The organism is Micromonospora sp. PTRAS2 (assembly GCF_054052245.1).
In genome coordinates this window covers 19479-33397 of sequence record NZ_JBSWBU010000015.1, presented here as the reverse complement: position 1 = coordinate 33397, position 13919 = coordinate 19479, and the positions used below count along the sequence as shown (strand labels likewise).

General features: G+C 70.0%; 11 protein-coding genes, 1 tRNA gene and 2 pseudogenes. 7 read left to right on the top strand and 7 right to left on the bottom strand.

Annotated features, from left to right (window positions below):
- Window positions 1-5: 5 nt before the first annotated feature.
- The 3 genes and pseudogenes from ACVMYR_RS29250 to ssb all read right to left on the bottom strand — a co-directional run.
- Window positions 6-1550 carry a cobyric acid synthase gene (locus ACVMYR_RS29250; RefSeq protein ID WP_457123354.1) on the bottom strand — a complete coding sequence of 515 codons (1545 nt, stop codon included), beginning with the start codon at window positions 1548-1550 and terminating at the stop codon, window positions 6-8.
- On the bottom strand, window positions 1547-2653 hold the full coding sequence (locus ACVMYR_RS29245) for a cobalamin biosynthesis protein (protein ID WP_457123353.1): 1107 nt from the start codon (window positions 2651-2653) through the stop codon (window positions 1547-1549). Before ACVMYR_RS29245 ends, ACVMYR_RS29250 begins: the two co-directional genes overlap by 4 nt.
- Window positions 2654-3509: 856 nt before the next feature.
- Window positions 3510-4115, bottom strand: a pseudogene (ssb, locus tag ACVMYR_RS29240) (single-stranded DNA-binding protein); the annotation flags it as partial.
- 336 nt (window positions 4116-4451) lie between these two features.
- Here ssb and ACVMYR_RS29235 point away from each other — a divergent pair.
- The 3 genes from ACVMYR_RS29235 (at window position 4452) to ACVMYR_RS29225 (ending at window position 6288) form a co-directional block, all read left to right on the top strand.
- Window positions 4452-4898, top strand: coding sequence for an HPF/RaiA family ribosome-associated protein (locus ACVMYR_RS29235; protein ID WP_077938645.1), 447 nt, complete (start codon window positions 4452-4454; stop codon window positions 4896-4898).
- A gap of 96 nt (window positions 4899-4994) precedes the next feature.
- On the top strand, window positions 4995-6089 hold the full coding sequence (locus ACVMYR_RS29230; protein WP_396789003.1) for an alpha/beta hydrolase: 1095 nt from the start codon (window positions 4995-4997) through the stop codon (window positions 6087-6089).
- Window positions 6090-6215: 126 nt separating this feature from the next.
- Window positions 6216-6288: transfer RNA gene (locus tag ACVMYR_RS29225), tRNA-Arg, on the top strand.
- 74 nt (window positions 6289-6362) lie between these two features.
- On the opposite strand, the gene ACVMYR_RS29220 is transcribed toward ACVMYR_RS29225, so the two are convergent.
- Together ACVMYR_RS29220 and ACVMYR_RS29215 are read right to left on the bottom strand one after the other, a co-directional pair.
- Window positions 6363-6716 (bottom strand): hypothetical protein, encoded by a 354-nt coding sequence (locus tag ACVMYR_RS29220; RefSeq protein WP_396789022.1) that lies wholly within the window; start codon window positions 6714-6716, stop codon window positions 6363-6365.
- A gap of 160 nt (window positions 6717-6876) precedes the next feature.
- Window positions 6877-7059 (bottom strand): hypothetical protein, encoded by a 183-nt coding sequence (locus ACVMYR_RS29215; protein ID WP_117230956.1) that lies wholly within the window; start codon window positions 7057-7059, stop codon window positions 6877-6879.
- A 220-nt stretch (window positions 7060-7279) separates the two neighbouring features.
- On the opposite strand from ACVMYR_RS29215, the gene ACVMYR_RS29210 reads away from it, so the two are divergent.
- Window positions 7280-7504 carry a GntR family transcriptional regulator gene (locus ACVMYR_RS29210; protein WP_396789023.1) on the top strand — a complete coding sequence of 75 codons (225 nt, stop codon included), beginning with the start codon at window positions 7280-7282 and terminating at the stop codon, window positions 7502-7504.
- Between the two features lie 10 nt (window positions 7505-7514).
- Entirely contained in the window at window positions 7515-8231 is a 717-nt protein-coding gene (locus ACVMYR_RS29205; protein WP_396789024.1) for a TIGR02391 family protein, read from the top strand.
- 58 nt (window positions 8232-8289) lie between these two features.
- Here ACVMYR_RS29205 and ACVMYR_RS29200 read toward each other — a convergent pair whose 3' ends face one another.
- Window positions 8290-8457: a hypothetical protein gene (locus tag ACVMYR_RS29200; protein WP_457123352.1), complete on the bottom strand. Its 168-nt coding sequence runs from the start codon at window positions 8455-8457 to the stop codon at window positions 8290-8292.
- Window positions 8458-9355: 898 nt separating this feature from the next.
- Between ACVMYR_RS29200 and ACVMYR_RS29195 the strand changes: the two are divergent.
- A pseudogene (locus tag ACVMYR_RS29195) lies at window positions 9356-10840 on the top strand (tyrosine-type recombinase/integrase).
- 276 nt (window positions 10841-11116) lie between these two features.
- On the opposite strand, the gene ACVMYR_RS29190 reads toward ACVMYR_RS29195, so the two are convergent.
- A complete protein-coding gene (locus ACVMYR_RS29190; protein WP_396789025.1) occupies window positions 11117-11899 on the bottom strand; it encodes a transposase family protein in 783 nt (260 codons plus the stop codon).
- A gap of 857 nt (window positions 11900-12756) precedes the next feature.
- On the opposite strand from ACVMYR_RS29190, the gene ACVMYR_RS29185 reads away from it, so the two are divergent.
- A complete protein-coding gene (locus ACVMYR_RS29185) occupies window positions 12757-13773 on the top strand; it encodes a hypothetical protein (RefSeq protein ID WP_457123351.1) in 1017 nt (338 codons plus the stop codon).
- Window positions 13774-13919 lie beyond the last annotated feature (146 nt).

Below are 13919 nucleotides of genomic sequence, written 5' to 3'. Positions count from 1 at the left end.
CCGGGTCAGCGCGGCGCTCCGGGTGGGACGAACGGCAGGCCGGCGGGCGGACCGGACTCGATCAGCCGCCACAGGGCCGCCGTGTCGAGGTGCTCCTCGACCAGGTCGCCGAGCAGGTCCAGGGAACGCTCGCGGGCGGCGGCGAAGCTGGTGTCCGGGGCCACCCGGAACCCGGTACGGCCGGCGAGGCGGGCCGCCTCGGTGAGGAACCGGCGGCGGAACGCGTCGGACTCGAAGGCCCCGTGCCAGTGGGTGCCGCACACCGCGCCGCGCACGGCCCCCTCGCCGGTGCCGTCGGCGTACGCCAGCAGGGGCGGCAGCCCCGGGTCGGCCGACGAGACGTGCCCGTGGTGGATCTCGTACCCCCGGACCGGGACGCCCGGGTCGGCGGCGGCGGTGCCGGCGGCCTGCCGGACGGTCTTGCGCGCGGCGAAGGTGACCTCGACCGGCAGCAGGCCCAGCCCCGCGACGCTGCCCGCCCGGCTCTCCACCTCGTCGTGCACGGCCCGGCCGAGCATCTGGAAGCCGCCGCAGATGCCCAGCAGCGGCTTCCCGGCCGTCGCGTGCGCCGCCACGGCGTCGGCCAGCCCGGTCTCGCGCAGCCAGGTCAGGTCGGCCACGGTGGACTTCGAGCCGGGCAGCACGACCAGGTCGGCGGCGGCCAGCTCGGCCGGCTCCACGGTCAGCCGGACCCGGACGCCGGGCTCGGTGGCCAGCGCCTCCACGTCGGTGGCGTTGCTGATCCGGGGCAGCCGGACGACCGCCACGTCCAGCCAGTCCGTGCCGTGCGGGGCCGCCGGCCGACCGAGCACCCGGCCGTACGCGAGCGAGTCCTCCGCGTCCAGCCACAGGTCCAGGTGCCAGGGCAGCACCCCGTACGTGGGGCGCCCGGTGACCTGGGCCAGCATGTCCAGCCCCGGCCGGAGCAGCCCGAGGTCGCCCCGGAACTTGTTGATCACGAAACCGGCGACCAGCGCCTGGTCGGCCGGGTCGAGCAGGGCGACCGTGCCGAACATCGAGGCGAACACCCCGCCCCGGTCGATGTCGCCCACCACGATCGTGGGCAGCCCGGCGTGCCGGGCCAGCCCCATGTTCACGTAGTCGCCGGCCCGCAGGTTGATCTCCGCCGGGCTGCCGGCCCCCTCGCAGACCACCACCTCGTACGCCTCCCGCAGCTCGGCCAGCGCGGCGAACGCCGCCTCGGCGAGCCGGGGTCGCAGGGCGTGGTAGTTGCCGGCGGTGACCGTGTCGACGGCCTCGCCGAGCAGCACCACCTGGCTGGACCGATCGCTGCCCGGCTTGAGCAGCACCGGGTTGAACCGCAGGTCGGGGGCGATTCCGCAGGCCGCCGCCTGCATCGCCTGGGCCCGACCGATCTCCCCGCCCCGCCCGTCCGGGCCGACCACCACGGCCGAGTTGTTCGACATGTTCTGCGCCTTGAACGGGGCGACCTTCACCCCGCGCCGGTGCAGCCAGCGGCAGATCCCGGCGGTGAGCACGCTCTTGCCCGCGTCGGAGGTGGTGCCGGCGACCAGCAGCCCCTGGCTCACCTGCCCTCTCCCCCGCCCCACCGGCCCGCCCTCGCCGCCGCGGTCCTCCTCAGCGCGGTCCCCGCCGCCGCCGCGGTCCTTTTCAGCGCGGTCCCCGCCACAGCAGCGCCCGCCGCGGTGGTCCTCCTCAGCACGGTCCTCGCCGCCGCGCCGACCAGCCGGCCGACCGTCACCGGGTAGGCGGCGGCCAGCCCGAGCGCGGCCAGCCCCACCGCCCCGGAGATCCGTGCCGCGCGCTTCAGGTGCCGCGCCTCCGGACGGGGCCCGTCCCCGAGGTACGGCCGCACCTCCGACCGCCCGAAGTAGACGTTGCGCCCGCCCAGCCGCACGCCGAGCGCGCCCGCCATCGCCGCCTCGCACTGCCCTGCGTTCGGGCTGGGATGGTCGTCACGGTCGCGCAGCCACACCCGCCAGGCCCGCCCCCGGTCGCCGTGCGCCGTCGGGGCCACGGCGACGGTGAGCAGGCCGGTCAGCCGGGACGGCACGAGGTTGAGCAGGTCGTCGAGGCGGGCCGACGCGGTGCCGAAGTGGGCGTACCGCGGCGACCGGTGACCGACCATCGCGTCGAGCGTGTTCGCCGCCCGGTAGCCGAGCAGGCCGGGCAGCCCGGCGACCGCCCCCCACAGCAACGGGGCGACCACCGCGTCGGAGGTGTTCTCGGCGACGGACTCGACGGTGGCACGTGCCAACTCGGGCTCGTCCAGCATCGACGGGTCCCGCCCGCACAGGTGCCCCAACCGGCGGCGGGCCGCCGGCACGTCCCCGCCGCGCAACGCGCGACCCATCACCTTCGCCTCGTGGCGCAGGGTGCGCCCGCCGAGCACCGTCCAGGTGGTGGCGGCCACCAGCACTGCCCGAGCGACCGGCCGGTGCCGGGTGCCCACCGTCGCCGCCGCCCCGACCAGCACCGGCACGCCCACGGCGAGCGCCGTGAACGCCGCACCGGCTGCCCGGTCCGGCCGGTAGACGCGCCGCTCCAGCGCCCCGGCCGCCCGGCCGAACCCGGCCACGGGATGCCAGCGTCGCGGGTCGCCGAGGAGGGAGTCCAGCGCGTACCCCGCCACCAGCCCTGCCGCGTTTGCCACGGCGATCGACTGCCGCACCTGGCACCACCTCCGGCCGGCAGCCTAGCCGCCGCTCCCCAGCGGAGCGGCGTCATGCCGCCCGGATCGGCGCCGGGCCTGGGCCGGCCGGGGCGGGGCGGGCCGGGGCGGGGGCGGGCGCGCCGCCGGGGCGACCCGCTTGGGCGACGTCATGTCGGCGACATGGCGGTATCCCAGCGCCAGGACACCGCCATATCCCCGACATGATCACTCCTTCGGCCCGAACCCGCCCCGTGCCGGGCCCGACCGGCACGCGCCCCGTGCCGCGCCCCGGCCGGTGTGCCGGCATCGGCCGGCGTGCCGCGCCCCAGCCGGCGTGCCTCGCCCCAACTGGCGTGCCTCGCCCCAACTGGCGTCCGCCGCCGGGCCGTCAGGCCGGTGCGCCGACCCGGCCCCGACCCCGCCGACCGCGCCGGGTCGGGGTCACCCCGTCGGTCCCGCCGCCAGCCTCCTCGCCGACCTCCTGGCCGGACGGCGCGGAGCCGTCGGATCCGGCCCCGGCGGACAGCCCGTCGTGCCCGGACAGGCCCAGCGGGCCGCCGGACGGGGACGGCAGCGGGCCGCCGGACGGGGACGGCAGCGGGCCGCCGGACGGGGACGGCAGCGGGCCGCCGGACGGGGACGGGCCAGCACCGGCCACGCCCGCCCCGGTCAGCTCCTCGTCGTCGCCGAACGCGTCCACCCCGCCGAACGGGCGACCAGCGCCACCCGAGCCACCCGAGCCAAGGGCGCCATCCGCGCCGGCACCGCCGCCGATCCCGCCGTCCTCACCGAGCCCGCCGTTGCCGCCGAACCCGCCGCCCCCGTCCTTGCCACCGAACCCGCCGATCCCGCCACTGGCGTCGAACCCGTCGTCCTCACCGAGCCCGTCGTCGTCGCCGGAGCCGTCGTCCAGGTCGTCCCGTTCGTCGAGTTCGTCCAAGCCACGCGGGTCGAAGGAGGCGCGGGCCGGGGCGAAGTCGTCCGGCTCGAAGTCCTCGTCGTAGGGGCGGTCCTCCGGCCCGCTGGGGGCCTGCCCGCGCGGGACCCGCTCGGTCGGCTCGCCGTGCACCCGGCTCTCCGCCTCGGCGTCCTCGACCGTGCTGGTGGCCACGTTCGGCCGGTTGCGCAGGAACCGCCCACGCCCTCGGGACAGGTCGTGGCCGACGGCGACCGCCTCCAGCTCGTACACCGTGCGGTGGTTGCCCGCGTCGTCGGTCCAGTCGCGCGTGTAGAGCCGCCCGGCGACCACCACCGGGTCGCCGACCATCACGGAGGCGGCCACCCCCTCGGCCAGCTTCCGCCAGCAGTTGACGCGGACGCGGAGGCTGTTGCCGTCGACCCACCGGCCGCTGCCCCGGTCGAGCCGGCGGGCGGTGGAGGCCACCTTGAAGTTGGCCACGAGCGTGCCGCTCTGGGTGGTACGCCGCCACTCCGGCGCCGTCAGAACATTGCCGACGACCGTTACGTAGGTATCGAACATCGTCCCTCCAAGAAGAGATCGGGGTTGCCATCGTGAGTCGACTCGCCGCCGACACTGGCCGCCCCGGCCAGCCCGCCGCCACCGCGAGGCCGCCGCCTGTGGACAAGCCGACGGCCTGTGGACAAAGACCTGATCAAGCTCGGATGTGCTAGGCCCCGGCGGGAAAGCGGCACGGGCGACCCGCCAGAGGCGTTTCCGGACGGCCCGTGACTGGGTACAGCTTTGATCAAGCGAGCACCACCGACGGCACGCCGTCCGATCAGAAAGGCCACGGGACATGACTTCCTGCCGACCCCGTACGACCGGTTCCGTCCGCACGGACGGCGAGGCGCAGCGATGAGCGCCGTGGCGAACCCCGCGACCGTGGCCGAGTGCCTGCGCGTCGGGGCCGGATTCTCCCAGGGCGACCGGAACTGGATCGCCGAGCAGTTCGCCACCCTCGACGCCCGGCTAGCCGGCTTCCACGCCGACGCCACCGAGCTGGAGGTGTCGGTGAAGGACCGGGAGGCGCGGGGGCAGAAGGTCACCCTGGAGTGCTGGATCGCCGGTCGGCAGAAGATCGTCACCACCTCCGCCGAGGAGGACCTGCACGCCGCGCTCAACGACGTCCGCGACGACCTGCGCCGCCGGCTCAACGACGCCAAGACCCGGCAGGAGCCGCGCAACAACAAGCGGCTGCGCGACACCGGCCAGCCCGAGGCGGGCCTGCCTGGCACCGAGCTGGACGACACCGACGCCGACACCGGCAGCGACGCGCCCCGGGCCGACGCCGAGACCGCCTGATCCGATCCCCGCCGGGGAGGTGGTGTCCGCCACGGCGGGCCGCCATCTCCCCGGCGGGGCTACCGTCGGGTAGCTTGCGGGCGTACCGTCGCGGTCGTGGAACCGGATGTGCTGGGGCCGCCGTACGAGCGGCAGACGATCGACCTGGGCACCGACGACGAGGGCCCGGTCGTCGCGACCCTGGTCCGCCGCCGGGCCGACCGGCCGACCCGCCGCGCGGTGCTCTACGTGCACGGGTACGTCGACTATTTCTTCCAGACCCACGTGGCCGACTTCTTCGCCGAGCGGGGCTGGGACTTCTACGCCCTCGACCTGCGAAAGTACGGCCGCAGCCTGCTCGCGCACCAGACCCCGAACTTCTGCCGCGACCTCGGCGACTACTTCCCCGAGCTGGACGCCGCCGCGAAGATCGTCCGCACCGACGACGGCCACGACACCCTGCTGGTCATGGGCCACTCGACCGGCGGCCTCGTCATCTCCCTCTGGGCGCACGCCCGACGCGACGCCGGCATCGTCGACGGGCTCGTGCTCAACAGCCCCTTCTTCGACATCAACGCCCCCTGGGTGGTCCGCAGACCCCTCGCGGCCGCCGTCTCGCGCCTGGGCCGCAGCGCGCCGCGCCGCCGCCTCCCCTTCGGCCTCGGCACCGTGTACGGCGAGAGCCTGCACGCCGACCATCGGGGCGAGTGGACGTACGACCTGGCGTGGAAGCCGCTCGCCGGGTTCCCGGTCCGGGCCGGCTGGCTGAACGCGGTCCGCGCCGGTCAGCGGCAGCTCCGCGCCGGCCTCGACATCCCGGTGCCGGTGCTGCTGGCCTGCTCGACCCGCACCTTCCGGGGCACGAAGTGGCACGACTCGGCGACCCTGGCCGACGCCGTCCTGGACGTGGAGCACATGGTCCGCTGGGCGCCCCGCCTCGGTCGGCACGTGACCCTGGCCCGCTTCGACGGCGGCATGCACGACCTGACCCTCTCCGGTCCCGCCGTGCGGGAGAAGGTCTTCGTCGAGGTGGGCCGGTGGGCGGAGGCGTTCCTCGCCGCCGGCCCGACGCCCGAGGAGCCGACATCCGAGGGGTCGAGCGGCGCACCGCCGGCCGAGGAGTCGACCGACCAGCCGACGCCCGGGGTGCCGGCCAGCCGGCCGCCTGCGGAGGCGACCACGTCGAGCGCGGAGGCCGCCGCAGCGGGCTGACCGGGCGAAACAGGGGTGCCCGCCGGCACCGGGCCGTGCGACGCTGAACGCGCGTCGACGGGCCGCCCCGTCGCGCCGGGCACCCTCGGCGCGGCGGTACCCTCTTGGCGCGACACCCACCAGCGCGCGCCCGTAGCTCAGCGGATAGAGCAGGGGACTTCTAATCCCAAGGCCGCAGGTTCGAATCCTGCCGGGCGCACCTATATCTGCCAGGAGAAACACCTCTAGCGGCTGATCTTCGACCCGCCCCGGACCCACCTCGGCCCCACCACGTCACCCGTGGTCAGCCGTACGCCGAGCAGGCGTCGCCCGGCGCTGCGGGGTGGCCGGCACCCCGGCGGGGCGGCGATCTTGCCGCACGTTCGGGATGGCAGCCGACCGCGTCGGCTTGCGGGGCGTGGGGGCGGGGCGCTGCACCTGTAGCCCGGCCGGCTGCACGAAGATCGATCGTCGGGCGACCGCGTCGCCCTTGGCGTCCAGTTGGTACACGTCGAGCCAGCACCACCCGTCATAAGTGATCCAGTCGAGAACCCGGATGACTCGGCACATGATCGGGTTGACGAACTGCACGCTGGCCGCGCGGGTCACGTGCACCAGGTCGCCGGCCTTCGGTAGCTGCGGGCTCATCGCGGATCACCGGCCAGCCGCCAAGCCAGCAGCCGGCAACGCGCTGCGGCGTAGCGCGGGCACCAGCCTTCCGGGCAACAGCGGTGACAGGGCTTTACTCGGTGGTCAGCGATTACGAACCAGGCCACCTCGACCAGGAACGGCACCTGGCGGCTCTCGATCACGACTCACCGCCGGGCCAGTGCCCACGGTTGATCGGGATGCGGTGGCGGGCTCGGCAGGGCAGTTCCCCGCCGCAGCGGCACACCCTGCGCCAGCGCTTCCAACTCCAGACCGGTCGGTGCCGGCGGGCCAGCGTCAGCGCGGTGGCTATCAGGTAGTCGTCATAGCGGATCCGGTTCATCAGAACTCCCGGCGGTCAGGCCACGGTGGACCGTCAGGGCGACGGGATCCACGCCGCCCTGACGGGGCTGACCTTCGTTTGCCGAACCAAGGGCAGCCACAGAGCAAACTACGTCACTATCTGACGTAGGTAAAGCCACGGCGCGTGACTCTCTTGCATCACTTGCTGACGATGGTTGGTTCATGGTCAGATGGCAGGGCCGAACCAAGGGAACGAAGCCATGCCCTCTGCACCTGCCGAATATCGACGCATTGCCGACGAACTGAGCACGAAGATCAAGAGCGGCGAGCTCACGCCTGGGACGAAGCTGCCCAGCACGAGCGAGCTTGCCGACCAGTTCGGCGTCAGTGTGGCCACCGCGTACCGCGCCGTCTCGCTCCTGCACGACCGGGATCTGGTCGTGGGGCAGCCGGGGCGCGGGGTCTATGTCGCAGGGGAGAAGTAGGCTCGCATCCATGCGCCCTGCTGTCGCCATCGAGGAACTCAAGAGGCTGAAAGAGGAAGCCGCCCAGGCCACCTTCTTCGCCCGTCGCGACGGTTTCGAGTCATGGAAGGCTCAGACCAGGGCGGTCTTCGTCCGCTCTCTAGGGGCCGACAATCATCTGATCGAGCGCTTCGACAAGATCCGGTATGCACTGAGCGTCTACAGCTCAAGCACCCCCCGATCCTCCTTTGACCAAGCTCGGCAAGGAGGCGTCCGAAGGGGTTGTGAGCTGATCGATGCCGCCATCTGGGAGCTCGGCCTTGTGGGCGGCGACGAGCCGGTGGACGAGCACGCGTACGACCCTGATTTGTGGGCGCACGTGAAGACCCAGGTCGAAGATGGCGAGTGGGAGAAGGTCGCCAGCCAGACGGCCATCTTCGTAGAGAACCAGATCCGCGGCTGGACGGGGAGCCCCACCGACGTCAAGGGCAACAACCTGGTCGGCAAGCAGCTCTACTCGGAGGTGTTCGGGGACGCCAGCGACTACCGGCTCGGCCGGCAGGCCAGCGAGCGAGAGGGGTGGCGGGCGCTCGGCGTGGGCTTCGCCCAGGCGCTGAGCAACGTCGACCGACACCGGATTCAGACGCGGGACGATGCCAAGCGCTATGCCCTCGGGGTGCTCGGCCTGGGAAGCCTGCTGCTGACGCAGCTCCGGTACGAGCACGGAGACATCCTCAAGGGCGAGTAGCCGGACAGAACTCGGGGCCATCTACCAGCAAGGTAGACAGCCCCGAGTCACATGCTCATCAGGCGAGGCGGATGAGCTCCCACGTCACGGCCTGACCGTTGTACGGCGGCATGACGTTGCCCTTCGCGATGGGGGCCGTCGTAGACGGAGTGCCCACGACCTTCCAGACACCGCTCTCCGGGCAACGCTCGCCCGTCCGCGCCCGCGTTCCGACTGCTGCCGTCATGGCAACACCTCCTCATAACGTTTGCGCCAAACGCCGAGAAGGACCAATCGCCCACACGGGACGACTGAAGCCTGTTACCGTAGCCGCCTCACGCCAATGAGAACGGACCCCGGCTCGACGTCCAGACCTACGGTCACGGAACGTCCGCGCTCGGGGTCTGTCTTTTGCGCAGGCACCTCACGTTGACGTGCCGAGATCAGAGTCTAGGCGACCATACGACGCTGATCTTGAGGTCACGGAGAGCAATGTGGACCGACCCCCTCGTTGTCCACATTCTAGGATCTCCTTAAATAGATCATCCAACTTTTGGACACATGTTCTAACCATGCTCATGGATGCATTTTGCCGACCGCGCTCTTTCGACAGCGCCACGACCAGCACGAATGCCCACTGTGGAGGCAAGCCTGACGCAGCCTGCGGCTGCACGTCGCCGGCCGCACCTTCCGGGAACTGCCCCGTCGCAGAAGACCGGGCGTCACGGCGATGCGTGACCTCCCGGTCGAGTCCTTGTGTGCTGGTGCCCGAGCCACGGGGCGGCGTGACCGATGGTCCGAAGGTGCCGCGCCCGGCTGCCCGCTGGCTGCCCTGCGCCCACGAGGCTAGCGCTGGCCGCGCGTGCCGAACAAGTTGGAGACGGAAGTGGACCCGCTCGGCTTGCCGGCCCCACCCCGGCCCCACCCGTGTCAGCCGTAACCGACCGTGGTCAGGAGCGCTCAACCGTGCCGATTCTCCTGGTCAGACGGCAGACCTGGTCACCGCTGGTAACGCCTGGAACGTAAGTTTTCCGCCTTCTAATCCCAAGGCCGCAGGTTCGAATCCTGCCGGGCGCACAGCACTTTCTCTCAGCCGACCGGCTCGCGTGGGGCTATCCGTGGTGCGAGCGAGCTAGGTTTGCCGCGTGGCGAGTTCGAACGGACGCACGAAACGGCAACGCGGCGAGGTCGAGACCCTGCCCAGTGGGTCACTCCGCGTGAAGGTCTACGTCGGGTAGACCCGATCGGCGGGAAGCGGCACTACCTGACCGAGGTCATCCCTGCCGGCCGCACCGCCGCCAAGGAAGCCGAGAAGGCACACACCCGGTTGCTGGCCCAGGTCGACGAGCGACGCAACCCGCGCACGCGCGCGACGCTCGACCAGCTCCTAGACCGATAGCTTGAGGTGGCCGACATCGAGGCCACACCCGCATGGGGTAAGAGCACAAGCTGAACAAGCACGTACGGCCGACGCTCGGCAAGCTGCCGGTCGGCCGGCTTGACGCCGAGACGTTGGAGTCGTTCTACGCGAGTCAGCGCCGCTGCCGGGACTGGTGCGGTGGCAAAGCGTTCGTGACGCACCGGGTAAAGGGCGAGCACACCTGCACCGCGAGATGCCGCCCGCACGTCTGCAAGCCGCTCAGCCCGTCCTCGGTACGACAGATCCACTGGATCCTGAGCGGTGCGCTGAGTCGCGCGGTGCGGTGGCGCTGGATCGCGGTCAACCCCGCCGCACAGGCTGAACCACCCGCCCCGCCACACCCCGACCCGCAGCCGCCGAATCCGGCCGACGCCGCGCGCATCATCAACGAGGCATGGCGCGATCCGGACTGGGGCGCGCTGGTCTGGCTCGCCATGACCACCGGTGCCCGACGGGGCGAGTTGGCTGCGCTGCGCTGGCATCACCTCGATCTGGCCGCCGGCGTGCTGACCCTCCGGCGCAGCGCCTACCTCGACGCAGACGGCGCGCTACAGGAGAAGGACACCAAGACTCACCAGCAACGACGGGTCGCCCTCGACCCCGAGACGGTCGCCGTGCTCACCGAGCTGAACGCCCGGTACGTCGACCGCCTGGCGCAGCTCGACGCGACGGCAGACCCGGCGGACTACGTCTTTCCCCCGAGCCGGACAACAGTCGCGGCTACCGGCCCGACACCATCACCCAGCGGTACGGCCGACTCGCCAAGCGACTCGGCATCGACAGCCACATCCACGCCCTGCGCCACTACTCGGCAACCGAGCTGATCAATGCCGGTGTCGACGTGCGTACCGTCGCCGGCCGGCTCGGTCACGGTGGCGGTGGCACCACCACACTCCGGGTCTACGCCGCATGGCTGTCGGAGTCCGACCAGCGTGCCGCCGGGACGCTCGCCGCCCGGATGCCGACCCGCCCGACGTCGCCGATCCTGCCGAGCAGCCCGTACCGGACAACTGCCGAGGAACTGCGCGAGCAGATCCGCACCGGGAGCCTTGAGCCGGGCGCGCCACTTCCCACGGTCACCGAGTTGGCTGCTGCGCATGGGGTCTCGGTTGGCACCGCTCACCGCGCAGTGGCTTCCCTGACAACAGACGGCCTGGTCAACGTTGCCCGAGGTCGCCGGGCGACCGTCGCGGGACAGCCCGACGAGTAATCGCCGGGTGAGTCAGGCGGTGTCCCAAGCGCGGTGCATCCTCTCTGCTGACTACAGTCTAGGAAACCGACCGTCGACAGAGTGCCTCCAGGCCATTGGCCTGCAACGGCGGGTCAGCCTCAAGGCCACCTGGGTCAAGATCAGTCCGTGAATGGTCCGTGGGGATCGACGCGTGCGCTGCGCCCGCCCGAGGACGGCCGGAGGTCCCCCGCAGGGCGGAGCCACAAGCGCAGGTTGAAGTCTTGGAGACAACCCCCTGCCTTCAATGAGCCATTTTCATCCTGCGTAGCGGTTGGCTTCGACGTGGTGCAGCACGAGGATGGCCTGCACGATCATGGTCGTGCGGTGTGGGCAGCAGCGCAGCTTGGCCAGGATCTTCCAGGTCTTGAGTGTGGCGATCGCGCGTTCACCGCGAGCACGGATCTTCGCGTGCGCCCGGTTCACGGCCTTCTGTCGGCGTGACAGCTTCGGCCGGAAGCGGCGCCGCTTGAACGGTGTGCGCACGCTACCTCGCGCACCCTGATACCCCTTGTCCGCGAAGGTCATCACATCCGCGTTGGCCAGGGCCTCGATGATGCCGTGATCGCGGGCAGCGGTCAGATCGTGGGTCGAACCCGGTAGGGCTGGTGAGGCCCACACGAGTCGACCGAGGGCATCGGCGATGACCTGCACGTTCACGCCGTGACGCTTGTGCTTGCCGGAGTAGTACGGCTTCTGGTCGGCGACGCGGTCGATCGGGATCAGGGTGCCGTCCAGGATCGCGTAGGCCAGCAGCCGGATGCGCCGCATGGCGGTGTCGAGGTCTTCGGCGGCTGCGCTGAGCAGGGCGATCGCTTCCTGGACGTAGCGCCAGGCAGTCGCCACGCCGATCTCGAAGCCGGCGGCGAGGCGGGTGTAGGTGTCGCCGTTGCGCAGATGGGCCAGGGCGAGTAACGACTGCCGGCCTGGGTTCAGTCGCCGCCAGCGGGATCGGCGCTGCTTTCGGTGGGAGCGGATGCGTTCGGCGAGGTGGTTCAGGGTCCGGTTGGACAACGGGATCGTGGCGGGGCAGGACAGCATGGCGAGGCTCCCGGTCGGGGCATCGGGTTTTGGTCGATTTGCTGTCCTACCTGGAGCCTCGCGCCCATCGATCACCGGGTCCGCCACACCCACCCTGAGCTGCAAGATCAGCCTGGAAAAGGCTCAATGATCAAGGCCTGCGTCGGGTGACGGCCACCGGCCTGCTCGCTGTGTCGCGCTGCCTCGGTCCCGGACCATCTCCGTCGGCCGGCTTGGCTGTACGGATGGCTGTGCAGCCGAGACCTCTTCGTCCCGAACACGGTCACGTCACAGCAGCAGCCGTCGCCCCTCTCCCCGAGGCCGACCATCACCCGTTTGTGTCCTCTGGTGTCGCGCAAACGCGGCTCGTGTGAGCCTCTTCGCTACCACTCAGCCTCATACGGTTCATGCCCCGAAGACTTGCATTGGGCTTGTCGTACCTGCCTGGCGCGGCCTGGCCCGTCAAGACCCGCGCTATGCCGCTTGCCGCCGAAGCGCGGAGCGCTTATACCGGACATGCGGGGGCGCTGTCTAGAGAACCAGACTAAATTTCATACATCGAAAACCACCCAAAAGCATCATATCGCTTCGATGGGCGCTCGGGCTCCTTGACGTAGGCGCTCCGATGCGGCATCCTTCTTGTCAGGAGAGTGCTAAGGCTTTGTTCCCTGATATTCGGGTTACCAGGGGACGGAGCGTGGGTGGTGGATCAGCCTGTGGCCGCAAGCTTCGCTGACGCACAGTAGGCGAGCTGGATGCGAGATCAGGCCCCTGCGGGGAAGCAGTGTCCCCCATCAGCTGTCGCTGGCGCTACTTCCGAAGAGGCTGTAGGCCGGGATCCATAATGGGTCCCGGCCTATCTCACCACGGGAGTAGGAGTGACAGAGAACATTAACGCAGGGAAGACCTCTCCCGGCGAGACCGGCGATGGTCGGGCCGAAGCATTCGCTGTACTGGCAGAAGCTGTTGAAGGCTTGACTGCCGATGGCGTCCGCCCACCAACGGCTAGCGAAGTCCGACTCGAAATGAAGCGTCGCACCTATGGTGGTTTCGACCCAAATCTTGTTGGGTTCAAGCGTTTTCGCGACTTTCTGATGGCCGCTGCAAGTGAGGGCCATATCGGCCTAGATACCAGCAGAGCTGGGGATATGGCCGTACTTCGCGCCACCGATGCCGATTCGCCACGAGAGCCGATTTACTTCGTTCGTACAGACCTCTGGCGCGCTTTCGTGGACTGGGATACGCGAATGCTGAGGGTCTACGACAGGGCCGCAGGGAAGGCTCGGATGATACCAAAAATTCCCGCCCCCTTTGAGCCGCAAAGGTACAAAGATCTTCGCCATCGACTGGAGCATGAGCCTGCGGCGTTTATTGAGATTGAGCCGGTAGGAATGCCGACCCAATTGGCCTGGATGCGGGAGTATGTCGAAAAGCTCCGCGATTCCGAATTTCAATCTCTGCTGAGCGCCGCGCTCGACAGCGAAAAACCTCTCAAGCTATTCGTTGATATTCTCCGCACGGACCCCGAGCAATTGACTCGTTGGCACCGAGAGCTGGGGCTGAAGGTCCGCCAGGTTGTGGAGAAGTGGCGAGATTCAGTCGCGGTAGATGAGCAGATCGACATAGAGCGACGCCAGCCAGGACCGAAGGAAACGCAGCAAGCTCCACAGGTCCATCATGGCCACAGGCAAGAAGAACGAACTGCTGCTGCCGTCGATTTCCTAAAGCTTCTGAAGGCTCGACGGTTTCCGACTCCAGCAGTGGAGATTAGCCCAGATGACGCCTTGACGGATGGTGCCGAGCTTCGCGCGAGACTACACCTGGCCATTGATCGCATGCCACTCACAGAACTCAAGATGCTTCGCGTCCCTGTCGGGTATCTCTTCGAGGACTAACGCGGGTGAGAACCCTTACGGATATCATCGGGAAAGCTCGCGAGGTTCCAACACACGGAGCTTCCGGAGGATGGCCTCCTGGATACTCACCCAAGGCGAAGCTCTTAGTACCCGGCGAGAGCAAGCTAGTGCTCCCTGGTAGCCTC

What these genes read in the sequence shown, in the direction of transcription:
- ACVMYR_RS29235 (WP_077938645.1), top strand. Translation starts at nt 4,452, where the DNA reads ATGAGCGCCGTGGCGAACCCCGCGACCGTGGCCGAGTGCCTGCGCGTC.
- ACVMYR_RS29190 (WP_396789025.1), bottom strand. Translation starts at nt 11,899, where the DNA reads ATGCTGTCCTGCCCCGCCACGATCCCGTTGTCCAACCGGACCCTGAAC.
- ACVMYR_RS29200 (WP_457123352.1), bottom strand. Translation starts at nt 8,457, where the DNA reads ATGACGGCAGCAGTCGGAACGCGGGCGCGGACGGGCGAGCGTTGCCCG.
- ACVMYR_RS29220 (WP_396789022.1), bottom strand. Translation starts at nt 6,716, where the DNA reads ATGAGCCCGCAGCTACCGAAGGCCGGCGACCTGGTGCACGTGACCCGC.
- ACVMYR_RS29215 (WP_117230956.1), bottom strand. Translation starts at nt 7,059, where the DNA reads ATGAACCGGATCCGCTATGACGACTACCTGATAGCCACCGCGCTGACG.
- ACVMYR_RS29210 (WP_396789023.1), top strand. Translation starts at nt 7,280, where the DNA reads ATGCCCTCTGCACCTGCCGAATATCGACGCATTGCCGACGAACTGAGC.
- ACVMYR_RS29205 (WP_396789024.1), top strand. Translation starts at nt 7,515, where the DNA reads ATGCGCCCTGCTGTCGCCATCGAGGAACTCAAGAGGCTGAAAGAGGAA.